Source organism: Amycolatopsis bartoniae, from assembly GCF_014191255.1.
GTDB lineage: Bacteria > Actinomycetota > Actinomycetes > Mycobacteriales > Pseudonocardiaceae > Amycolatopsis_E > Amycolatopsis_E bartoniae.
On the sequence record NZ_JACHWH010000022.1, the window covers coordinates 1 to 21,406 of the forward strand.

Consider the following 21,406-nt stretch of genomic DNA (forward strand, 5'->3'; position numbering starts at 1 on the left):
CGGCGACCTCGGCGCTCGCCGTCGACGCGCTCACCCCGCCCGGTCCCCCGCGGGTCGCCGTGATCGGGTCCGGATTCGAGGCGCAGCAACACGTGCGCGCGCTGGCAGCGGTGCGCGAGCTGGCCTCCGTCAGCGTGTTCAGCCCGAACCCGGCCAGCAGGAAGGCCTTCCTGGACCGGTTGGCCCACGTCGGGGTGCCGATGACGGAGGCACCAAGCGCACCCGAGGCGGTCGCGGGCGCGGAGGTCGTCGTCTGCGCGGCACGGGCCCGGGACGAAAAGCCCACACTGCACGGCGAATGGCTGGAAGCGGGGATGACCGTAGTTTCCATCGGCTCCACCCTGCCCGAGCAACGCGAGCTCGACGTCGACGCGCTCACACGGGCCGACCTGGTCGTGGCCGACCAGCCCGACGAGGTCCTGCACGACACCGGCGACCTCATCGCCGCGACCGCGGCGGGCGTGCCGGTGACGAAAAAACTCCGCTCCCTCAACGAAGTTCTCACCTCCGGCGACGGCAGGCCGTCCGCCGAGGCGGTCGTGCTCTACAAGTCCGTCGGCTCCGCTGTGCAGGACCTCGCCGTGGCCGCGCTGTGCCTGCGCCGCGCACAGGAGACCGGCGTCGGCACCACCCTCGCGGTCGGCACCACCACCGTCGTCAAGCCGTAACGAAAGGACCAACCACCGTGGCGATCTACACCAGGGACGAAGCCCGCACCTGGGCTCGCGAGAAGCTCGTCGGAGCAGTCAACTGCACCATCCCCACCTTCACCGGGGATCTCGAGCGCCTCAACGAAACGGCCGTACGGCACGACGCCCGGCTGGCCGTGGAGCACGGGTTCGTCGGCAGCCTCGGCGTGTCCGAGGTGACCATCACATTCCCCGAGTACTTCGACTTCCTGCGGATGATCAAGGCCGAAACGGGTGATGAGCTCCTGCTGGTGCACCACGCCAGCTTCGGCACCCTCGAACTGAACATCAAGGCCGTGCGGGAGGCCGAAAAGGCAGGCGCCGAGGTCGTCCTGCTGTCCTACCCACCGAACTTCTACCCCGAAACCGAGCAGGACATCTTCGACTACACCAAGGCCGTCTGCGACGCGACGAACCTCGCGGTGATCCTGTTCCCCATGTACCTGTGGGGATTCAGCCCCCGCATCCACGCCTCGGACATCCCGGCCGGCCTGATCCGCAGGCTGCTCGACACCTGCCCGAACATCGCCGCGATCAAGGCCGAAGGCGGGTTCCCCAGCATCCAGGGCATCATCGAATGCCACCGCCACTTCGGCGAGGAGGTGGTCATCTCGATGCCCATCGAGAGCGAGCTCATCCCGCTCTCGCAGCTCATGCCGATCCAGCTGTCGGCGACGAGCAACCACGAGTACTACGGACCGCTGATCCCCCACGTGATGGAGCTGCTGCGCAAGGGGGAGCACGACCGGGCCACCGAGATCTACTGGCAAATGCACCCGGCCCGGCAGGTCGCGAAAGCGCTCTCCCCGGCGCTGCACGGCGGTTACTTCATCAACCGCCAGGCGTGGAAGTTCCAGGGCTGGCTGCAGGGCTACAACGGCGGCCCGCTCCGCCAGCCGACCCAGCGCATCCACGACCAGCAGATGAACGCGTTCCGCAAGGGGTTGGCCGACTCCGGGCTGAACCCGAGCACGGACCCGTTCCGCGAGTTCTTCGTCGGCCGCAACCCCGCCTGAGCCACGGTTTCCGCCCGGGCTCGGACCCCGGGCGGAAACCCTACGGCACCACCTGGAGCGCCGAGAGGTCGATGGCGGCCAGCGCCGCATCGGTCGCTCGCGAGAGCAGCAGAGCGGTCAGATCGCCGTCGCGTGCGGCGATCGCGTCCATGATGCGCACCTGGTCGGCGGCCGAGGCGGTGATGCGGCCCTCGCGGGCCAGCGAGGCGTGGCGCAGCACCAGGGTGCGCAACGCCAGTGAGTCCAGGATGCCCGTCAGGATTTCGTTGCCCGCGATCGCCAGGAACCGGCCCTGCAGGTCGACGTGACTCCAGAAGTAGGCGTCGACGTCGCGTGCGGCCGCCAGGACCTCCATGCGCCGCAGTCGTTCCTGCAGCGTGACCAGTTCCGCGTCCGTCACCCGCTCGACCACCAGCCGGCCGACGAGCGCGAGCAGGTGCCTGCGCACGAAGTAGATGTCGCGCACCCGGCCGGGGGTGAAGGAGGCGACCCGGGGCCGCCTGCGGGCCCGGATCTCCACCAGTCCCTCGGATTCCAGCAGCATCAACGCTTCCCGCACCGGGGTCCGGCTGCATTCGAAGCGCGCGGCCAGGTCGACGGAGTTCAGATCCTGCCCCGGTTTGAGCCTGCCCTCGACGATCCCGAGCGCGACCCAGATCGCGACCTGCACGACCGCGGGCTCCCGCCGGTCCCCGGCCTTGAGCAAACGGGTGATCTCCGCCGCCGGATCGGTCGTCCCCGGCAGGAGGGCGCGCACCGGTGCCGCCGCGAGCCGCAGCGACGGGGCCGCGTCACTCGGCGTCATCGGACACCGTTCGCCGGGCGAGATCGGCCATGGCGCCGGCGACCGCCCGCCGGCGGGCACCGGCCTCGTCCTCGTCGAGCGCCGACGGGAACAGAATCCGGCCGTCGGGGGCGTGCACCACCACCGCCCAGTCGGCGGGCTCCCCACCGGCCTCGGGCCGGTGCCGTGTCCGGAACCGGTAACCGGCCGCGCGTAGCTGCTCTTCTGGCTGCGTCATCGGCGTGCTCCGGCCGGGATGCGCCGGCGTGCCGGGTCGAGTTTGTGCACGCGACCGTCCTTCATGATCAGCGAGAGGTTCACCGGATCCGCCAGCAGTCCGATGTCCACGGTCGGATCACCGTCGACCAGCAGCAGGTCGGCGAGATAGTTCTCCCGTACCAGCCCGAGCTCGTCAGCCATGTCCATGAGGTGCCCGCCGTTGCGCGTCGCACAGCTCAGCGTCTCGGCCGGGCTCAACCCGAACCACTCGACGAACAGGCGCAGATCGCGCGCGTTCAGGCCGATGGGGTTGAACGCGAACCCGTAGTCCCCGCCCACGACGAGACGCACGCCGCGCTTGTGCAGTTCCGGCGCCACGCGGCTGATGCTCTCGAAGCTCGCCTGCGTCTCCATGCCCTCGGTGGGCGGATGCTCCTCGTCGTGTAGATGCGCCCAGATGATGCCCGCCGTCGGCGCCACGAACACGCGGTCCCTGGCTTCGGCGAGCGCGTCGATCGCCTCCTCGTCGGAGAACGTCGCGTGGTAGATCGCGCGGACGCCGTACTTCACGGCCAGTTTGACCGCCTCGGCGGAGTGCGCGTGCGCGGTCAGCCACACTCCGCGCTCGTGCGCGGCCTGCGCTGCCGCGGCGACCTCCTCCTCGGTGAACTGCATGATCCGCGAGGAGCCCTCGACCAGCGCGCTCTCCCCGGTCAGCGTCAGCTTCACGATGTCGACGCCCAGATCGGCCATCGAGTTCACGAAGGCGGCGACCGACTTCGGGTCCGACTCACGGTTCTCGGTCCCGGCGAAGTCGTACTTTCCCGGGGAGACCATGCCCGCGCTACCCTCCCAGGACGCGGCACGCAACCGCGGTCCGGGCTGCCAGCCCTCGGCGAACGCCTTGCGCGCCGCGACCTCCGCGCGCGGCAGCCGGTTACCACCCGAATAGCAGCTCGTGAAACCGTGGTCGAGCATGACGCGCCCGGCGTGCGCCACGAGCATCGCCTTCTCCTCGTCCGGCTCGAGCCGGGTGCCCAGATGCTCCACAGTGGACCCGAAGCCCAGGTGGGTGTGGCCGTCGATCAGCCCCGGCATGAGGACAGCACCCGCACCGTCGATCACCTCGGCGCCCGCCCGGCGCTCTTCGGAGACGTGGCCGACACCGGTGATGCGGTGGCCTTCCACCAGGACGTCGGCGGGCTCGGGCGGAGTTCCCGTGCCGTCGAAGACCCGTGCGTTCACGATGAGTGCCGCCATGCCGAACCCTTCGCCATTGCCGTTTCTGTCGACAGAGTCTACGTCTTGCGATCGACAACAGGAAGAAGAGCGGCTAATTTTGCAACCATACCCCTCGGATACACGTCGAAGTGTCGCCACTTCATCAGGAGGACCCGATGAGCGAAACACGGCGGCAACGGGTGGAGTTCGACCACGTCGGGCTCAACGTCGCCGACCTCGACGAGGCCACCGGCTGGTACTGCAACACCTTCGGCTTGACCGCCGCCAAGCCCTTCGAGATTCCCGCCACCGGGCTGCGCGGGGTGATGTTGCTGCACGAACCGAGCGGCTACCGGATCGAGTTGCTCAGCAGGCCTGGCGCACGGCCGGGCATGCTGCCCGCGAGCCCCGACGAGGCACCGCTGACACTGGGGTACGGCCACATCTGCTTGCGCGTTCAGCACGTGCACGCGGAGTACGCGCGCCTCGTCGAAGCCGGTTGCAGCTCGCGGAAGGAGCCGTCCCCCGGCCCGCGACCCGGTGCGTTCATGTCCTACGTCGCCGATCCGTGGGGGAACCTGATCGAGGTCATCAACCGTGACTGAGGTGACCGTCGAAACCGGCAGGCTGTCGGGGCGCCATGACGGGAAAGTGTTCGCGTACAAGGGAATTCCGTATGCGGCGCCGCCGGTCCGCGAGTTGCGGTGGCGCCCGCCCGCGCCCGCCGCGCGGTGGGACGACACCCGGCCGGCGCACGAGTACGGGCCGGCGCCGATCCAGTCCCAGCCGCCGACGACGTCGGTGATGTGGCATGCCAATTTTGCGGACAGTCGCGCGCTCGTGATGAGCGAGGACTGCCTGTACCTCAACGTCTGGACACCCGAGCCGTCGACGGGCGCGGGCCTGGCCGTGCTGGTGTTCCTCCACGGTGGCGGCAACCGGTTCGGCCACGGCGGTCTCGAGGTGCACGACGGAGCGGCCGTCGCCGCGCGGGGCGTCGTCGTCGTGACCCTCAACATGCGGTTGGGCGCACTGGGTTTCCTCGCGCACCCGGAGCTGGCGGCGGAGGACGAGCACGGCGCGTCCGGCAACTACGGCCTGCTCGACGTCCTCGCCGCGCTGGAGTGGGTGCAGCGCAACGTCGACCGCTTCGGCGGTGATCCCGCGCGGGTCACGTTCGCGGGCAACTCGGCGGGCGCCGCGATCGTCACGCACCTCATGGCGGCGGGCGCGAGCCGCGGACTGTTTCAGGCAGCCATCGGGCAGAGCTCGTCGGGCATCCACCGCGCGGAAGGCCGCATGCCCTCGCAACCGGAGGCGCAGGAGCGCGGGATCGCCGCGCTCGGGCCGCTCGGCGGGGTGCCGCTCGACCGGCTGCGGCACCTCCCACCTGTCACGTTCCTCGTCGACGCGCCGCTCGGTGTCGTCGTCGACGGACGCCTCCTGCGCCAGGACAGCGAAGACGTCTTCGAACTCGGGCACCAGCTCCCCGTCCCGCTGCTGCTCGGCACGGTCACCGACGAAGGAAGCCCGTACGCGACCGCCGCCGCGGCGGACGATCTGCGCCGGAAGGTGGCCGCACACGGTGACGTCCTCGCCGCGAGCTATCCCGTCGACGACGCCTCGGTCCGGGCTTCCGCGCGCGCGTTCGTCGGCGAGACCCGGTTCGTGCACCCGGTGTGGCGCTGGGCACGCACCCACGCCGCGACCTCGGGCGCACCGGTCTGGCTCTACCGCTTCGACCACCGGCCGCCGCTGCCCTCCGCCCCGGAGCTCGCGCCCCCGCCGGACGGCGGCGAGTCCTACGGTGCCTTCCACACGAGCGAACTCCCCTACACGGCCGACAACCTCGGCTTCCGCCCGTGGGACTGGCGACCGGCGGACCACGAGCTGGCGCGGATCATGGGTGACACGTGGGCCCAATTCGTCGCGGCGCACGACCCGAATGGTCCAGGCCTCCCGGACTGGCCGCGGTTCCGCGACGGCGCGGACGCGTCCGTACTGGTCTTCGGTGATCCGGTCCGCGTCGGCGGGGTTCACCGGCTCGGTGCGCTGGAGACTCTTCGCTCGTTGCCCCGACCACTCTGACTTGCGCGGGCGTGTCGACAGCTCCCGGCCGAAGGACGGTCAATGCGATACTCTGCCGCGGCAGTTGTCGACAGCCGCGCCGAGGCAATCGTCGTCGCGGAGCAGGAAGTGGGCGCATGAGTACTGAGCAGGTCGGCTCCGGCGACGAACAGGCGCAGCGGCTCGCCCGGCTGCTGCGGCTGCCCGAACGACGTGAGCCCGCGGTGGCCGAAGTCGCCACGTGGGTCGGGCTGGGCATCATCGAAGGCAGGCTGAGCCCCGGGCAGGACCTCAACACCGTCGAGCTGGCCAGGCGGTTCAAGTCGAGCCGCACCCCGATCCGCGAAGCGCTCATGGTGCTCGAGCAGGAGGGCCTCGTCGAGATCAAGGCCCGGCGGCGCCCCCGCGTCGCGACCTTCAGCCTCGACGAAGTCCGTCAGATGTACGCGGTGCGCCAGCACCTGCTCTCGCTCGTCGCCCGCCTGATCGTCGAGCACGCCACCGACGACCAGCTCGCCGAACTCCGCGACGACGTGGAGGCCATGAACGCGGTCGCCGCGAAGGGGGACACCGACGGCTACTTCTGGAAGCACGTCGCCTGGCAGGAGAAGCTCACCGAGTACTCCGGGAACCCCACCCTCAAGGGAATCATGGACACGCTCGCGCTGCGAACGCTGATCCTCCGCCGGCTGAGCCTGCACGCACCCACGAGTCTCGCCGAATCCATCAGGTGGCAGGAGCAGATCCAGGACGCGTTCGAAGCCCGGGACGCCGAGCTCGCCGGGCTGCTCCTGGCGCGCACCGCCCGCGCGGCACTGCGCTCCATCGAGCAGGCCCACGCCGATGGCGAGCTCCGGTGGCCGGAGCACGCCGGAGCCTGAGATCTACTCCCCCGATTCGGGGCGTTCTCCGGCGTACTCGTCCATCCCGATGAAGAAGTAGCCGAACCGCCAGCACCCGTCGGCCTCGCGGAGAAGCCTCGCTTGGTAGATCACGCTGGCGCCGAGCGTGAGCCCGTCAGCGGCCACGGTAACCGCCCCGAAGGCGAGGGCCTCCGCGGTGCCCGCCACCAGATCCAGGTCCTCGACGAGCACGTTCGAGATGACGTGGCGTCGCTGGTCGCCCTTTTCGGCGAAGGTCGCGGTGAGCCGTCGTTCGATCTCCTCGCGACCGTGCCAGGTGGTGAACGGCTCGACCGAGCCGAGCGCCACCTCGTACTTCACGTCTTCGGTGAAGCAGGAGCCCGCGACGTCGGCGCGGCACTCGTCGTGACCGATGCCGAACCGGAAGAAGGCCTCGGCGATCTGCGCGCGGGCCGCGAGCGCGTCCGGGCTCCAGTCGGCAGGTCCGAGCTTTTTCATGGTGAGCTTGCCCTGACGGTGGGCCCAGGCCTGGGGTGGAAACGTGCTCATGCTCGGCTCCTCGCGGGTCTCAGACGTCGGCGACGACAGTGCGGCCGACAGGCACCAGCCGTTGCGAGTGCGGGTCTTCGTGGCTCACCGCGATCGCAGCGGCACCGGTGCTCATGTTCTTCCTCCTCCGGCTCAGCGGTCCACGCCGCCGGCCCGCCACCGCTAGACCGCGGTCACCCCGCCGTCGATGGCGAAGTCCGCGCCGGTGACCCAGCTCGCCTCGTCGGAGGCGAGGTAGAGGGCGCACCAGGCGATGTCGTCGGGCGTGCCGATGCGGCCGAGGAGCGAGCGGGACAGGACCGTCTCGACGTTCTCCCCGGCGATCGCGCCGGCTTCGGCCGTCATGGCCGACTCGACGAGTCCGGGCGCGATCGTGTTGGCCCGGATCCCGAGCGGGCCGCCCTCGACCGCGAGCTGCTTCGTCATGGACCGCACCGCGCCCTTTCCGGCGCAGTGCGCGAGCATCGCCATCTTCATGCTGCCGCGGGTCGCGTTGACCGACGCGAAGTTGATGATCGAGGCCCGGCCGGACGCCTTGAGCAGCGGCCACGCCTCGTTGCACGCGAGGAAGACGAGGTCCACCTCGCCGGCGATCGTCGGCCGCCACTCGGTTTCGAAGTCCATCTCACCCGCGGGCGCCGTCCTCGGCGCGATCGCCCCGGCATTCACCAGGATGTCGGCCTTGCCGAACCGGTCGCGCGCGATCCTCACCCACCGGCGCACGTCGGCGGGACGCGTCAGGTCGACGGGATGGACCGACTCGATCGGTGTGCCGTTGCCGGCCGCCTGCTCCACCGTCCGCTCTGCCGCTTCCGCGTTGATGTCGCAGCCCAGTACTTCGGCCCCTTCATCCGCGAACCGCAGCGCGATCTGCCGGCCCATGCCGGCCCCGATTCCGGTGACCAGAGCCACCTTGCCCGTCAGACGACCGGCCATTTTCCTCCTCCTTCGTCGACTGGTGCCCGCGACTGCCCGTGAGCCGAGGTCGAGTTCGAAGATCACCGAGCGTTCCACCAGCTCGCCGGACAGCTCCGCTGACTTCTTGCGCTCGGGATCGGCGATGAACGCCCTCCTTGAAGGCGCGCAGCACCACGTGCCGGATCACGGCGTTCTCCTTCCGAATCCACTGTGGATGGTCCCACTCAGACGAACGTCCAGCCGCCGTCGACGAGGAGCACCTGCCCCGTCATGAAACCGGCGCCCGGGCCCGCCAGGAAGAGGACCGCACTGGAGATGTCGTCCGGCGTGCCGGGCCGCTTCAGGCGCTGGTCGCGCACCGCCGCCGACGTCATCGACTCCACGCGCTCCGGAATCCGCTTCCGCATCTCTTCGTGCGGCGTGAAGCCGGGCGCTACCGCGTTGACTGCGATACCCGCTTCTCCCAGGTCACGTGCGAGGGCGCGGGTCAGCCCCACCACGCCCAGTTTCGCGGCGACGTAGGAGGCGGGCACGTCGAAGGTGTGCCGGAAGGCCGAACTCGAGCTGGTGAGGATCAGCCGGCCACCATCCGGTAGCACCGGCGCCGCCGCCAGGCAGACGGCGTACGTCGCCACCACGTTGAGCTCGACGACCGCACGAAACGCCACCACCGGGTCCTGGCCGGGATCGACGTACCCGCTCGCGCCGCCCGCGTTGTTGACGACGATGTCGAGCCCGCCCTCGTGGGCGACGATGTCGGCGATGAGGTCCCGCACGGCGGCTGTGTCGCGGATGTCCATCGGCACGGCCCGGACACCGGGGACGGAGTCCATGCCGGACTCCAACGTCAGGTCCGTCACGACCACCCTGGCACCGGCTTCGGCGAGGCGGCGGGCGTGGTTGAGTCCCAGTCCCCGCGAGCCACCGGTCACGAGTGCGACGCGGCCACCGAGATCGTCGAGCGTCATCGCTGCCATGCTTCAAACCTAAGGGGTTGTCGACAGTTTGGCCAGCTTCAACCGCCAAAGCGGCAGAATTTTCGGGAGAACCCAAATTTCTGTCGACACCTGAAAGGATCATAGCGGCGATGCGATGCCGCTACGGGAAGCGCTGAGCCTCGAAGACTGATCCCGCTGGGCGGGATCCGGCTCCCAGGCACCGTGCCCGCAGGCCCTACCCGGCACCGGGAACGCCAGCGTGCCGCCGGAGACGCACCGCCCTCCGCGCAGCGCGGGACCGTCCTCGGTGTCGATCAGCTCGCTGGCCGGTTCGAGATCGAGGACGGGCCCCGGCATTCCGGTTCCGAGCGCAGGGCCCGGCGTTGCGATTCCTCGCACCGGTTTCAGCCGTACGTCGCGTCCGCGGCGACGTCGATGTCGAGCACGAGCGGTCCGCTCCTGCTCGCCAGTGACGGCAGGACCTCGTCGAGCGCGGCCCGGAGTTCGTCGTGCGTCGAAACACGCCGGGCGGGGCAGCCCAAGCCCTCCGCGACCTGCGAGAGACGGACCTCCGTGAAGCCCGGCCAGGGTGCCTTGCCGAGACCCGAGTTCTCAGCGAGCCGATCCATGATCGCATACGCGCCGTTGGCCATGACCACGAAGAGAACGCCGACGTCGTAGTGTGCCGCGCTCCACAGCCCCTGGATCCCGTAGAGGGACGATCCGTCACCGAGAACCGCGACCACCGGCCGCCGGGGCAGGCCCAGCTTCAGCCCGACCGCGGCCGGCAGGCCGAATCCCAGCCCGCCCGCCGCCGCGCTCACGAATCCCAGTGGCGCCCGGGCCGGCACCCGCCGGTGCAGCTCGGGCCGGCTGGACGGGGATTCCTCGACGAGGACGGTCTCCGGCGGCAACTGCGCGGCGAGCAGGTCGAAGACGTGGGCCGGCCGCAAGGGCTGCCCCGGTTCCGGCGGGGCGGCCGGCTCCGGACCGGACCGGCGCGCGGGGACGGCCTGCCTGGGACGCACGCGCCCGGCCAGCAGCCGGCAACTCGACGCGGGGTCCGCGATGAGGGCCACGTCCGCGATGCTGCCGTGCGCCTCGTCGGCGTGCTGGGTCACCTGCAGCACTGTGGTGCCCACCGGCACCAGGTCGCCCGGCTCCCACGGGTACTGCCGCAGGACCGGCGCCCCGACCACCAGCACCAGGTCGTGTCCCGCCAAGGCGGCGCGCACGCCGGAGCGGCCCGCGGGCAGGTGCCCTGCGAACGCCGGATGGTCCTGCGGGAAACCGGCACGGGCCCCGAAGGGCTCCTGCCAGACCGGGGCGCCGAGGCGTTCCGCGAGCTCGACCAGTGCCGCCCAGCCCGCCTCGCTGTCGGCCCCCGCGCCGGCGACGATGACGGGACTGCTCGCCCTGTCGACCAGACCGGCCACCTCCTCGATCTCGTCCGGGGACGGCGTCGCGCGCCGGATCTCGAGCGGCGCGGCGCCCCGCTCCGGCCCGGCTTCCTGCTCCCAGTCGTCCATCGGGACCACGACGATCGCGGGCCCGGCGGCGGTCACGGCCTCGTGGTGCGCCCGAGCGATGGCAGCCGGCACGTCCTGCGCCCGCACCGGATGGTTCGTCCACACGGGATAGTCGCCCAGGAGCCCCTCCAGGCGGCCGGTCAGGAACGGCTCGTGCGCGACGTGCCGGCGGTCCTGTTGCCCGACGACGACCACGAGCGGCATCCTGTTGGTCCGCGCGGTGGCCAGCGCACCGGCGGCGTTGGCCAGTCCCGCGGTCGTGTGCAGGTTGACGAACGCCGGGCGTCCCCGGCCCATCGCCCACCCGGTGGCCAGGCCGACGACCGACCCCTCGTGCAGGGCCAGGCGGAACTCGAAGTCGTCGGGAAGACCGGTGAGGAACGAGATCTCCGTCGACCCGGGGTTGGCGAAGATCGTGGTCATGGCGTACCGACGCAGCACGCCGAAGACGGCGTCGCGGACCGTGGTCATACGTTTCCTGTTCTCCTTGCTGGATTCGCGGGTCAGATCGGGTAGTGCCGCTCGCCCGAGGAGAGCGTGATCCAGCGCAGCTCGGTGAACTCCTCCAGCGCGGCACGCGAGCCGAAGCGGCCCCAGCCGCTTGCGCCAACGCCGCCGAAGGGCATCTGCGGCTCGTCGTGCACCGTGGCGCCGTTGACGTGGCAGATGCCCGAGCGGATCCGCCGGGCGACATCGAGCGCGGCGCCCCCATCGCGGCCGAAGACCGCCGCGGACAGGCCGTACTCGGTGTCGTTCGCGACCCGCACCGCCTCATCCGCACCGTCGACCTCGATGATCGACACCACGGGACCGAACGACTCCTCGCGGTAGACGCGCATCCGCGGGGTCACCCCGCGCAGCACGGTCGGCTGCACGTACAGCCCGTCCCCCGCACCCCCCGCGAGCACCTCGGCTCCCTGTGCCCTGGCGTCCTCGATCAGCGCGAGAACGTGGTCCGTCGCCGCGGCGTGGACCAGCGGCCCGATCTGCGCGGCCGGATCGTCCGGAGGCCCGACCACGAGCTTCGCGGCGCGGTCCGCCAGCAGCGCGCTGAACTCGCCGGCGACGGCGCGGTCGGCGACGATCCGCTCGGTGGACATGCAGATCTCGCCCTGGTTCATGAACGCACCGAAACTCGCGGCCGCGGCGGCGGCTTCGAGGTCGGCGTCGGCGAGGACGACGAGCGGCGCCTTGCCGCCGAGCTCCAGCACGGCACGCGTGAGGTGCCTGCCGGACAGCTCGGCGATGATCCGCCCCACCCGGGTCGATCCGGTGAAGTTCACGCGGGCCACCGCAGGGTGTGCGATCAGCGACTCGACGACCGCGGACGCGTCCTCCGGTGCGTTGCTGACCAGGTTCACCGCTCCCGCGGGCACCCCGGCCTCGTGCAGGACCTCGACGATCGCGGCCTGCGTGCACGGCGTCTGCTCGGAGGACTTGAGCACCACGGTGTTGCCGTAGACCAGGGGCATCGCGACCGCCCGCACGCCGAGGATCAGCGGCGCGTTCCACGGCGCGATACCGACCACGACGCCGACGGGCTGCCGGACGCCGAGCGCCGTGAGGCCGGGGACGTCGGACGGGATCACCTCACCGACCGCGGAGTACGCCTGCGCCGCGGCCTCCGCCAGCATGCCCTTCGCGACGTGGACGTTGAACAGGCACCACGGCCGGGTCGCGCCCATCTCGCGCCCCATCAGGGCGGACAGCTCCTCCGCCCGTTCCCCCAGCAGGACCGCCGCGCGCTCGAGCACCTCCCGCCGCCGCGCCGGCGGAAGCCCCGACCATTCGGCGAGCGCCGCCGCGGCCGCGTCGGCGGCTCGGGCCGCGTCCTTTGTGGAAGCCGCGGCGACCCGGGCGATCGGCTCGCCCGTCAGCGCCTCCACGGTTTCGACGTACCGGCCCCCTTCGGCGGGAACGCTCTTTCCGCCGATGAACAGGTCCGCGGTGCGGACACCGGCGGCAGGCGCGGAATCGGTGGGGGACATCGGACCCTCCTCAGCTGGTCGCCTGCCGGCTTCGGCGGCAGCGCCCGGCGAGTATCCGCAGCGCATCGCGCCGGGAACAATCGGGAGTCCATTGAACGGTCAGCGTTCGCGGACCTTGACTCCCGGCCGCCACCCGAGCAGGCGGGAGATGCCGAGCCCGCTGGCGACCACGGACGGCAGCACCGCCTGGTGCTTCACCGAGTCCGAACGCACCACCACGGAAAGCGCGGCGACGACGACGCCTTCACCGTTCACGATGCGGGTGGCGACGGAATCGGCTCCGTCGGTCAGTTCGCCCCGGATGACGGCCGTGCCGGTGCGGCGGCAGTCGGCGATCTGCTTGCGCAGCTCCGCCGGATCGACGACGGTCCGGGCCGTGTACCGCGGGAGCGCGCCGCGGAGGACCTCCTCGATCAGGTCCGGGCCACCGTGGCTCAGGAGCACTTTGCCGACACCGGAGCAGTGCAGGGGCAGACGCCCCGCCACCTGCGAGACGAGGTCCATGGCGTTCGGCGCCGACAACCGCTCGACGATCACGGCCTCGCGGCCTTCGAGGATCGCGAGCTGCACGTGCTGCTGCAGAGCCGCGTAGAGGTCCTCCATGAACGGCAGCGCCAGTGCGCGCAGCGGTTCGGTGCGGGGAGCCAGCGTGCCCAGCTGCCAGAGCCGCAGCCCCACGGTGTACCGACCGTCCTCCCCGCGCTCCAGCGCACCCGCCCCGGTGAGCTCGACGACCAGCCTGCGGACGGTCGCGTGCGGCATCCCGGTCTTGCGCACGAGCTCGGCGAGGCTCAGTGAGCTCTGCCCGGGCTGGAAGGCGAAGAGGAGCTCGAGCAGACGCGAGACCACGGTCCGTCCGGGCTCGTTGGTTCGGGGCACGCGCCAGCCTCCCTCTGTCGGCACCGGTGACGATACCGACGATGTTCATTCAACGACCCTCTGGTAGCCGACCGTACCGTCGAGACTTTGGCCGTGTTCTCGATACCCGGCTTGCTGCGCACCGCCGCCGCCTTCCGCCGCAACCGCGACGGCCGAACCTGCAACAACACAGCAGCCTGCTCCACGGTCAACAACACCGGCTCCGTCGGCTGCTGCGGTCCCGCGTTGCGCACGAGTCGACCTGATGAAAGCGACACCGACAGCGCCAAGCTAGTTCGAGGCACGGCGGGTGACCGGGTTTTACGGGAGTCGAAACCATTGCGGGACAGGGAACTCACGATGCCGACACTCTCATCGTCGTTCCTGGACAACCTCCAACTCCCCTCTGCAAGCCCAACGGCGACATACGAGAACGCAGATCACTCACCCGAGACATACTCCAAACAGCCCCAACGACAAGTTCCGGTACAGGGCCTCTGAATCGGATCCCCCCACTGCGATCCGGCAGAACAGCCCGGTCCGGGCAGCGGGTTCGGAGTGGTGGGTGCCAGGGATGACAGCCGTCATCCCTGGCTCAAAAGAAGCATCGGCGTGGTCACCCGGGGATCGTCATGGGTGAACCCCGCTCCAATAACGCCGCGACGCCACAGATGAACAGGATGGATCCGCTCTTCAAGCCAGCTTCCCAGCGGGAACGGACGAACTCGACGTGGTATTTCATGGGGATGGAGGTCGCCTCCATCTGCCTTGATCTCGGTCTCGCGGTCACGGTCATCGATCGCGATCCGCTGCTGCGCCGGCTGCTCGGCGGCTGGCCGACCTCGTCGCCGAAGCCGCACGCGATCGAGGGCGTGGGGTTCGTCCGCCTGTCGGCACGTGACCGACATGCCGACCGGGTCCCCGAGGAGGTGCCCTCGATCGTGCGGCGTGATCGGGAGCAGCTCTCCTGAGAGCAGGAGCCGGGTCAACTGCTGATGGCCTGCGGAGCCTCTCGCAACAGCGCGAGGTCCCGGCCGATCTCGCCTGCTGCGATAAGGAGCCAAGGCAGATATTCGGTAATCAGCTGCTCGTGCGAGACCTCGGTCGCGATTACGGAGAGATTGATCGCGGCAAACACCTCGCCGTTCCCCTCCCGGATGGGCGCCGCGATCGAGCGGACCCCGCTCGTCATCTCGCTGTTGGTCGCGATCCATCCCCGCGATCGGATCTCGCGGAGCTCGTCGGCGAGTTCCTCGACCGGTCGCTCGCGGAAGGCCGGAACGGTGGAGAGCGAGGGAACGGCATACGTCCGCTCCAAGGCATCCGGTGAGAGGAAGGCCAAGAGCACCTTGCCCAGTGCGGTGCTGCGCGCCGGATATCGCGTGCCGACGTCGATGTTCACGCCGACCACCTTCGGAACCTCGACACGAGCGACATAGATGATGTCCGCTCCATCGAGCTGCGCGATCGACGAAGCCTGCTGGGTCGCGGCGACCAGCTCCTCCAGATGGAGCCTCGCCGCCTCCCAGACGCGCGCTGACAATGAGTACGCCACGCCTAGTTCCAAGACTCTGGGCGTCAGTACGAAGCCAGCGGCTGTCGACTTGACGTACCCGAGCTGCTCCAGCGTCAGTAGGAAGCGGCGCGCCGTGGCGCGCGCGAGGTTCGCCTCGCCGGCCAACTCGGTCAGCGACATGGCGCGGCGGTGATAGCCGAAAGCCTTGATGACGTCGAGTCCCCGTGCAAGCGATTCGACGAAGTCTGGATTGGTCTTCTCCCGGGACAACGAAGGACCTCGACTTCCCTTTCACTTGGTGATTCGCCGTTCTACGAGCATGCGGGCGATGATCAGCGACGGCGTCGCACGCGGCAACTCTAGCAAGAGGTTTGACACCTGTGACCGAAGCCACTTACAGTGCGACCGCGGAGCGAACAAGCCGCCACTCTACGAACAGGAGTCGCCATGGGGGGAACGTTCGACGCCGACCTCCTCATCGTCGGCGGAGGGCCAGCCGGTGCGACCGTCGCCGCGGAGGTGGCCAGCCGGGGCGCCCGCGTGATCGTGTTGGAGAAGCGCACAGCGGACGCACCGTCGCGCGCGGGCGTGATCCAGCCTCGAGTACTCGAGCTCCTGGACGCTCGTGGGCTGATGGGCCGGTTCAGGGAGGCGGCGCGCAACTGGCGGCCCGACTTCGAGATTCCCGTGTACTTCTACGCAGGCATGACGGGCCTGCGTTACTTCGAGATGGACACCGCTCACCCTTACGCGCTGATCCTCCCCCAGACGACCACAGAGCACCTGCTCCGAGATTGGGCCGTCGAGTCTGGGGCGAACATCCGTCGAGGCGCTGCGTATGAGAGCCACGAGCAAGACTCCCACGGCGTCACCGTCCGGGGCCTCGATGCCCAAGGGGAACCCTTCATCCTGCGTGGCCGATACCTCGTGGGCGCCGACGGAGCGCACAGCCTCGTCCGCAAGACGGCCGGTGTCCCCTTCGAGGGACGGGGCGCGGAGCTGACCGCGGTCTCTGTCGACGCGGTCCTTTCGTGGCCGTACTCCACACCGGTGCACTTGGCCCGCAATGAGAACGGCTGGGTCCTCGCGTACCCGTTCGGAGAGCAGACCACGCGGTTCATCATCGTCGCCGAGGCCACGCGGCACGTGCCCGTCGACGTGGCGCCGACGATGGAGGACGTGCGTGCAAGCCTGCGCGCGATCCTGGGCGAGGACTTCGGCGTAACCGAGCACCGCTGGCTCTCCCGCTACAGCGATGCTCACCGCCTGACGCCGTACTTCGTCGATGGTCGGGTGTCGCTGGTCGGCGAGGCGACCAGGGTGCACTACCCCGCCAGCGGGATGGGGATGAACTACTGCATCCAGGACGCATTCAACCTGGGCTGGAAGCTCGCCTTCGTGATCGCCGGGGATGCCCCGCAGAGGCTCATCAAGACCTACGACACCGAGCGCCACCCGATCATCCGGGACTTCATGGACGACGTGGCGGCCCAGTGCGCGCTGCACTTCGACTTCTCGCCGGGCGGCCTCGCTCTGAAGCGGTTCTTCGAGGAGGAGATCCTGCCGACCCCCGCCGTCAACGCGATCCTCCGGGACCGGGTGAGCGGCTTCGGAACGACCTACCATCACCCCGCGGATCCCCACCCCGCCGACGGCGGCCGCGTCCGGGAGTTCGACCTGGGTGCCACGACCTACAACGAGGTAGCCGCCCGCAGCGACTTCGTCCTCGTGGAACGAGCCGGCGCCGCACCTGCCGATCGTGTGCTCTCCGGCCGCATCGCCCGCGTCCTGGCCACGGTGAACGAATTCCCCGGCAACATCGCGGACGCGACCGCAGTGCTCATCCGGCCCGACGCCTACATCGCCCGCGCCTGGGTCGGCTCACCGAGCGACGCCGAGATCGCGCAGGTCTACCGCAGCGTCACCGCGCAGGACGCCGGCATCGAGGCGGTGGCACAGTGAATGCGCCGCTGTTGATCACCGGCGGGCGCGTCGTCACCGACCCCTCCGCAGGAAGGGTGGACGAACAAGACATTCTGGTGCGCGACGGTGTCATCGCCGAGCTTCGTGCCGGGATCGACGCCCCCGGTGCCGAGATCATCGACGCGCGGGACCGGATCGTCATCCCCGGCCTCATCGACACGCACAAACACACCTGGCAGTCGGCGATCCGGCACCGCACCACCGGCATCGACCTCTTCGCCTACTTCGGCGACGTGTTCGGCCGGCTCGGTTCGACGTACACACCCGACGACGTCTACATCGGAACACTTCTCGGCGCGCTGGCCGCACTCGAGGCCGGAACGACCACCCTGATGGACTGGTCGCACGTCCAGAACTCTCCGGAGCACAGCGATGCCGCGATCCGCGCGCTCCAGGAAGCGGGCATCCGAGCCGTCTTCGGTCACGGTTGGCCGCTCGTGGATCTGCCGCGGTGGATCCAGGGCAGCACGCTGAACCACACCGACGACGTACGTCGCATCCGCAGGGAAGTGCTCCACGACGACCAGGCCCTGGTGACCCTAGCACTCGCGGCGCGAGGCCCCGAGCTCTCCACGCTGGAGGTCACCGAGAACGACCTCGCCATGGCGCGCGATCTCGGCATCCGCACCTCGATCCACATGGGCTGCGGCAAGGACTTCGGCGCGATGTCCGCCATCGCCCAGATGAACGACGCTGGCCTCCTCGGTCCCGACCTGATCTTCGTCCACTGCAGCGAGAGCAGCGACGACGAGCTCCGCATGATGGCCGACCACGGTGTCAGCGGCTCGGTCGCCCCCCACCATGAGCAAGGCTGGCCTGGCATCGGCCATACGCCGATCGACCGGCTCCGCGGTCTCGGCATCACGACGGGGCTCAGCACCGACAGCGAGTCCTTCGGCGCCAGCGACCTGTACGCCCAGATGAAGATCGCTCTCGCAGCGGTCCGCGCACGCGTGAACGCCGGCGAGTCGAAGTTCGAGGAGCCCCCCAGCGACTTCAGCGTCAACGACGTACTCGCCATGGCGACCAGCGATGCCGCCGAGGTCCTCGGCCTGAGCGACCGGACAGGCAGCATCGCCGTCGGCAAGGCGGCGGACCTCGCGCTCGTCCGCACCGACGACCTGAACCTGCACCCGGTCGTCGAACCGATCGCCGCCGTGGTCAACGCCGCCCACCCGGGCAACGTCGACACCGTCATCGTCGGCGGCGCGATCCGCAAGCGCGACGGCCGGCTCGTCGGCGTCGACCTCGACCGCGTGCGTGAGCTGGCCGAGCAGTCGCAGCGGCGGATCCTCAGCCTCTGACCCTCTTCCAAGCCCCATGCGTCTCCAACGAAAGGAACACCCCCATGTCCCTCGACCCGGCCTTCGCCGAGTTCCTCGGCTTCTTGAAGTCTGTCGGCGCTCCGGGCACCTTCGACGGCGAGCCGACGGAGATGCGTGATCGCCTGAGCCAGACCATCGAGCGGAACTGGGATCCCGCGGCTTTCGCCCCGGTCGCCTCCGCAACCCGGGAACTGGTCGGTGCGCACCGGACCCCGGTGCAGATCTATCGGCCGGAAGCCGATGGACCGGCCCCGACCGTGCTCTACTTCCACCCGGGCGGCTTCATCGTCGGCAGCGCTCACCTGACCCAGGACGTCGCGCGCCGACTCAGCCACGACCTGGGTGCCGTCGTCGTCAGCGTCGACTATCGACTCGCGCCGGAGGAGGCATTCCCTGCCGCCGTCAACGACGCAACCGCGGTACTGGAGTGGACGCAGCAGCACATCGCGGATCTCGGCGGTGACGCGAGTCGCATCGGGCTCGTGGGGGAGAGCTCGGGAGCCAACCTGGCCGTGGTCGCCGCACTGTCCGCCGCCCGCCGAGGGGCGCCCGTCGCGGCCATGCTGCTTGGCTCGCCCGTGACCGACTTCACCCGCGAGTTCCCCTCGGCCGTCGAGAACGCAGAAGGTTACTTCCTCGAGGCCGGCGATTTGACGATCATCCGCAAGCTCTACTTCGGCGGGGATACCTCGGTCGCCAAGGACGACCGGATCTCGCCGGCGCTCGCGCCCGACTTGCGGCTCCTCCCGGCCACCGTGATCGGCGTGGCTGGCTTCGACCCACTGCGTGACGATGGCATCGCGTTCGCCGGCCGGCTGCTCCAAGAAGGAGTCCCGGCGACATTGCGGGTTTACCCCGAGCTGATCCACCCGTGGCTGGGCATGCCGGGAGTCTCGCCCGCAGCCGAGCGCGCAGTCGTCGAGATCACGTCGCTATTGAAGGAGGCGCTCAGCCGCGCGGCTTCACCGCGCCGATAACCGGCCCACTGGTCTGCCCGTAACCGGAGATCGCCGTGTACACCAGCCGCGGGTTCTCCTGCCGCAGCACCTCGTAGCCCACGCCGAGCTTGCCCATCGTGCCAGGCCGGAAGTTCTCGACCAGCACGTCGGCGCTGCGCGCCAGTTTCCGCAGCGCCGTCTTTCCCTCCGGTGTTGACAGATCGAGGGTGAGGCCGAACTTGCCACGGTTGAACTGCGCGAAGAACGCGCTGAACTTCTCCCCCGAGGCGGACTCGAGCGCCGGCGGGAAGTCGCGGGCGTAGCCCGGGTCCTTCGGGTTCTCGATCTGATCACGGTCGCGCTGAGGTCGGCGAGCAGCATCGAGCAGAACGGGCCAGCGGTGTCCACTTCACCCGCTCGGACTCGACGCTGCCCCCCAGGAGGAAGCTGTCAGCAGGCTCGTCGCCCAGGGGATGTCGAACAAGGAGGTCGCCGCGGAGCTGTTCCTGTCGAGCAAGACCGTCCAGTACCACCTGACCCGCGTCTACGCGAAATTCGGCGTCCGCTCGCGGACCGAACTCGCGGTCCACTACAACACCGAGGCCGACGAGGCGCTACCGGAGAACTGACGTGAGCACACTCGACAACGCCGTCGACCAGCTCCGCCTCGAGATCACGCTGTCCTGGCATCGCGCACACCTCAGTGGTCTGTCACCCGCGACCTGTGACCTGCCGGTCGAACAGAGTTCAGTGGACCGGCGCAGCGCGCTGCTCATCGTCGCCGAACCCGTCCTCGCGGCCCTGGCCCACCAGCTGGGCGACGACGCCGCCTACTGCGTGGTGCTCGCCGACCGGCACTCCCGGGCCTGCGGGACGGCCTCGGCGTCGTTCCGGGTGGGATCTTCCGCGAAGAAACGACGGGCACCAAACTCCATCGCCACCGCGCACGAGCTGCGGCACGGCATCACCGTGCGCGGCGAGGAGCACTACGTGGAAGCCTTCAAGCCCTTCAGCTGCTACGGCCAGCCGATCTTCCACCCCGCCACCCGGCGGCTCGAGGGCGTCCTCGACATCACCTGCCTGTCCGGGGATGAATCGCCGTTGCTCAAACCGTTCCTCAGCCGCGCGGTCCAGGAGATCGGCGAGCGCCTGCTCGCGTTCTCCCGCCACAGCCAGCAACGGCTACTGGGCGCGTTCCAGGTGGCGAGCGGTCGTCGTGATGGCCGCCTCGCGGTCGGCACCGGGCACGGGCACCGCGGCGGCAGGGTTGTCGAGGCTGGTTCCGCCGACGGCGGGATCGCTCGTGCTCGACATGATCGAGGCGAGGCTGGCCACCCTTTCGGGGCTGTCGATGGCGAGTTCGCGCGATACCTCCACCCATCGAGGCGCCCACAAGATGGATAGCGTCGGCAAGGTCGTCAACGATGTCCGTGATCTCGCGAGGACGAACTGGACGTCATCATCGACTTCGCCGGGTTTCGACATCACTACCTCGCCCGCGATCGGCTCGGCGCGCAAGCGCGGCCGGGTCGTGCAGGTCGGGCTGGCCAAGCCGACCGTGACTTTCGACGTGCGGGATCTCGTGCTGCGCGAGGTGCAGTTGCTCGGCTCGGTCATTGGCACCACCGAGAACCTGATCTCCGTCGTGGAGTTCATCAAGGACCGCGCGATTTCTTCCCGGGTCGAAACGCTGTCCTTCGAGCAGATCGGCGAGGGCTACGACCGGATGAAGCGCGGCGACCACCACGGCCCGCTGGTGGCGCTGTACGACCAGCCCGCGCGGTAGGTCGCCGCGGATTCGCCGAGATCGGCGGAGGCGAGACGCGCCAGCCAGTCTTCGCGCCCTGCGGCCCGGGCGGGCATATCACCCGGCCACGCCAGGGTTTTTGATGCGCGTTCCGGCCACCGCGAACCGGGACGGCTCGCGCGGGTCGACGGTCTCGGGTGCAGGACCGGCCATCGTGGAAGCCACGATTCCCACCGTGACACCACGCCGCCCGCGGGC

General features: G+C 69.7%; 22 protein-coding genes and 1 pseudogene. 12 read left to right on the top strand and 11 right to left on the bottom strand.

Annotated elements, in window-relative coordinates:
* A pseudogene (locus FHX82_RS36260) lies at nt 1-668 on the top strand (ornithine cyclodeaminase family protein); the annotation flags it as partial.
* A gap of 17 nt (nt 669-685) precedes the next feature.
* Nucleotides 686-1,705 (top strand): dihydrodipicolinate synthase family protein, encoded by a 1,020-nt coding sequence (locus tag FHX82_RS36265; protein ID WP_145933499.1) that lies wholly within the window; start codon nt 686-688, stop codon nt 1,703-1,705.
* A gap of 40 nt (nt 1,706-1,745) precedes the next feature.
* On the opposite strand, the gene FHX82_RS36270 is transcribed toward FHX82_RS36265, so the two are convergent.
* The 3 genes from FHX82_RS36270 to FHX82_RS36280 are packed head-to-tail and all read right to left on the bottom strand — an operon-like array spanning nt 1,746 to nt 3,968.
* Complete coding sequence (locus tag FHX82_RS36270) at nt 1,746-2,510, bottom strand: GntR family transcriptional regulator (RefSeq protein ID WP_145933498.1); 765 nt, start codon at nt 2,508-2,510, stop codon at nt 1,746-1,748.
* Entirely contained in the window at nt 2,497-2,727 is a 231-nt protein-coding gene (locus FHX82_RS36275) for a hypothetical protein (RefSeq protein ID WP_145933497.1), read from the bottom strand. Before FHX82_RS36275 ends, FHX82_RS36270 begins: the two co-directional genes overlap by 14 nt.
* The gene (locus FHX82_RS36280; RefSeq protein ID WP_145933496.1) at nt 2,724-3,968 is read right to left on the bottom strand and encodes an amidohydrolase family protein; all 1,245 of its coding nucleotides are present in this window, start codon (nt 3,966-3,968) and stop codon (nt 2,724-2,726) included. The genes FHX82_RS36275 and FHX82_RS36280 overlap by 4 nt, the downstream gene beginning before the upstream one ends.
* 137 nt (nt 3,969-4,105) lie before the next feature.
* On the opposite strand from FHX82_RS36280, the gene FHX82_RS36285 reads away from it, so the two are divergent.
* The 3 genes from FHX82_RS36285 (at nt 4,106) to FHX82_RS36295 (ending at nt 6,877) form a co-directional block, all read left to right on the top strand.
* Complete coding sequence (locus FHX82_RS36285; RefSeq protein ID WP_145933495.1) at nt 4,106-4,534, top strand: VOC family protein; 429 nt, start codon at nt 4,106-4,108, stop codon at nt 4,532-4,534.
* A complete protein-coding gene (locus FHX82_RS36290; protein WP_145933494.1) occupies nt 4,527-6,017 on the top strand; it encodes a carboxylesterase/lipase family protein in 1,491 nt (496 codons plus the stop codon). Before FHX82_RS36285 ends, FHX82_RS36290 begins: the two co-directional genes overlap by 8 nt.
* 116 nt (nt 6,018-6,133) lie before the next feature.
* Nucleotides 6,134-6,877, top strand: a complete 744-nt coding sequence (locus FHX82_RS36295) for a GntR family transcriptional regulator (protein ID WP_145933493.1) — start codon at nt 6,134-6,136, stop codon at nt 6,875-6,877.
* A gap of 3 nt (nt 6,878-6,880) precedes the next feature.
* Here FHX82_RS36295 and FHX82_RS36300 read toward each other — a convergent pair whose 3' ends face one another.
* The 6 genes from FHX82_RS36300 to FHX82_RS36325 all read right to left on the bottom strand — a co-directional run bounded on the left by FHX82_RS36300 (nt 6,881) and on the right by FHX82_RS36325 (nt 13,660).
* Complete coding sequence (locus tag FHX82_RS36300; RefSeq protein ID WP_145933492.1) at nt 6,881-7,408, bottom strand: nuclear transport factor 2 family protein; 528 nt, start codon at nt 7,406-7,408, stop codon at nt 6,881-6,883.
* A gap of 162 nt (nt 7,409-7,570) precedes the next feature.
* On the bottom strand, nt 7,571-8,344 hold the full coding sequence (locus tag FHX82_RS36305; protein WP_145933491.1) for an SDR family NAD(P)-dependent oxidoreductase: 774 nt from the start codon (nt 8,342-8,344) through the stop codon (nt 7,571-7,573).
* A 206-nt stretch (nt 8,345-8,550) separates the two neighbouring features.
* Nucleotides 8,551-9,303 carry an SDR family NAD(P)-dependent oxidoreductase gene (locus tag FHX82_RS36310; RefSeq protein WP_145933490.1) on the bottom strand — a complete coding sequence of 251 codons (753 nt, stop codon included), beginning with the start codon at nt 9,301-9,303 and terminating at the stop codon, nt 8,551-8,553.
* 365 nt (nt 9,304-9,668) lie between these two features.
* On the bottom strand, nt 9,669-11,264 hold the full coding sequence (locus tag FHX82_RS36315) for a thiamine pyrophosphate-dependent enzyme (RefSeq protein ID WP_145933489.1): 1,596 nt from the start codon (nt 11,262-11,264) through the stop codon (nt 9,669-9,671).
* Between the two features lie 32 nt (nt 11,265-11,296).
* Complete coding sequence (locus tag FHX82_RS36320) at nt 11,297-12,781, bottom strand: aldehyde dehydrogenase family protein (protein ID WP_145933488.1); 1,485 nt, start codon at nt 12,779-12,781, stop codon at nt 11,297-11,299.
* A 99-nt stretch (nt 12,782-12,880) separates the two neighbouring features.
* Nucleotides 12,881-13,660 (bottom strand): IclR family transcriptional regulator, encoded by a 780-nt coding sequence (locus FHX82_RS36325; protein ID WP_145933487.1) that lies wholly within the window; start codon nt 13,658-13,660, stop codon nt 12,881-12,883.
* 611 nt (nt 13,661-14,271) lie between these two features.
* Between FHX82_RS36325 and FHX82_RS36330 the strand changes: the two genes are divergently transcribed.
* The gene (locus FHX82_RS36330; protein WP_183177073.1) at nt 14,272-14,610 is read left to right on the top strand and encodes a hypothetical protein; all 339 of its coding nucleotides are present in this window, start codon (nt 14,272-14,274) and stop codon (nt 14,608-14,610) included.
* Between the two features lie 14 nt (nt 14,611-14,624).
* Here FHX82_RS36330 and FHX82_RS36335 read toward each other — a convergent pair whose 3' ends face one another.
* Nucleotides 14,625-15,425 carry an IclR family transcriptional regulator domain-containing protein gene (locus FHX82_RS36335; protein ID WP_145933486.1) on the bottom strand — a complete coding sequence of 267 codons (801 nt, stop codon included), beginning with the start codon at nt 15,423-15,425 and terminating at the stop codon, nt 14,625-14,627.
* A 177-nt stretch (nt 15,426-15,602) separates the two neighbouring features.
* On the opposite strand from FHX82_RS36335, the gene FHX82_RS36340 reads away from it, so the two are divergent.
* From FHX82_RS36340 to FHX82_RS36350, 3 genes are read left to right on the top strand one after another with little or no spacing between them, the layout of a single operon-like run.
* A complete protein-coding gene (locus FHX82_RS36340; RefSeq protein WP_145933485.1) occupies nt 15,603-17,117 on the top strand; it encodes an FAD-dependent monooxygenase in 1,515 nt (504 codons plus the stop codon).
* A complete protein-coding gene (locus FHX82_RS36345; protein ID WP_145933484.1) occupies nt 17,114-18,442 on the top strand; it encodes an amidohydrolase family protein in 1,329 nt (442 codons plus the stop codon). The genes FHX82_RS36340 and FHX82_RS36345 overlap by 4 nt, the downstream gene beginning before the upstream one ends.
* A 44-nt stretch (nt 18,443-18,486) precedes the next feature.
* Nucleotides 18,487-19,440, top strand: a complete 954-nt coding sequence (locus FHX82_RS36350; protein ID WP_145933483.1) for an alpha/beta hydrolase — start codon at nt 18,487-18,489, stop codon at nt 19,438-19,440.
* Here FHX82_RS36350 and FHX82_RS36355 read toward each other — a convergent pair.
* Entirely contained in the window at nt 19,412-19,789 is a 378-nt protein-coding gene (locus tag FHX82_RS36355) for a CoA transferase (protein ID WP_260172823.1), read from the bottom strand. The genes FHX82_RS36350 and FHX82_RS36355 overlap by 29 nt on opposite strands.
* 85 nt (nt 19,790-19,874) lie before the next feature.
* Here FHX82_RS36355 and FHX82_RS36360 point away from each other — a divergent pair, with 85 nt between their 5' ends.
* From FHX82_RS36360 to FHX82_RS36370, 3 genes are read left to right on the top strand one after another with little or no spacing between them, the layout of a single operon-like run.
* Entirely contained in the window at nt 19,875-20,030 is a 156-nt protein-coding gene (locus FHX82_RS36360; protein WP_373308535.1) for a helix-turn-helix domain-containing protein, read from the top strand.
* A 1-nt stretch (nt 20,031) separates the two neighbouring features.
* Complete coding sequence (locus FHX82_RS36365) at nt 20,032-20,805, top strand: sigma-54-dependent transcriptional regulator family protein (RefSeq protein ID WP_145933482.1); 774 nt, start codon at nt 20,032-20,034, stop codon at nt 20,803-20,805.
* Nucleotides 20,705-21,187 carry a zinc-binding dehydrogenase gene (locus FHX82_RS36370; protein WP_145933481.1) on the top strand — a complete coding sequence of 161 codons (483 nt, stop codon included), beginning with the start codon at nt 20,705-20,707 and terminating at the stop codon, nt 21,185-21,187. Before FHX82_RS36365 ends, FHX82_RS36370 begins: the two co-directional genes overlap by 101 nt.
* Nucleotides 21,188-21,406 lie beyond the last annotated feature (219 nt).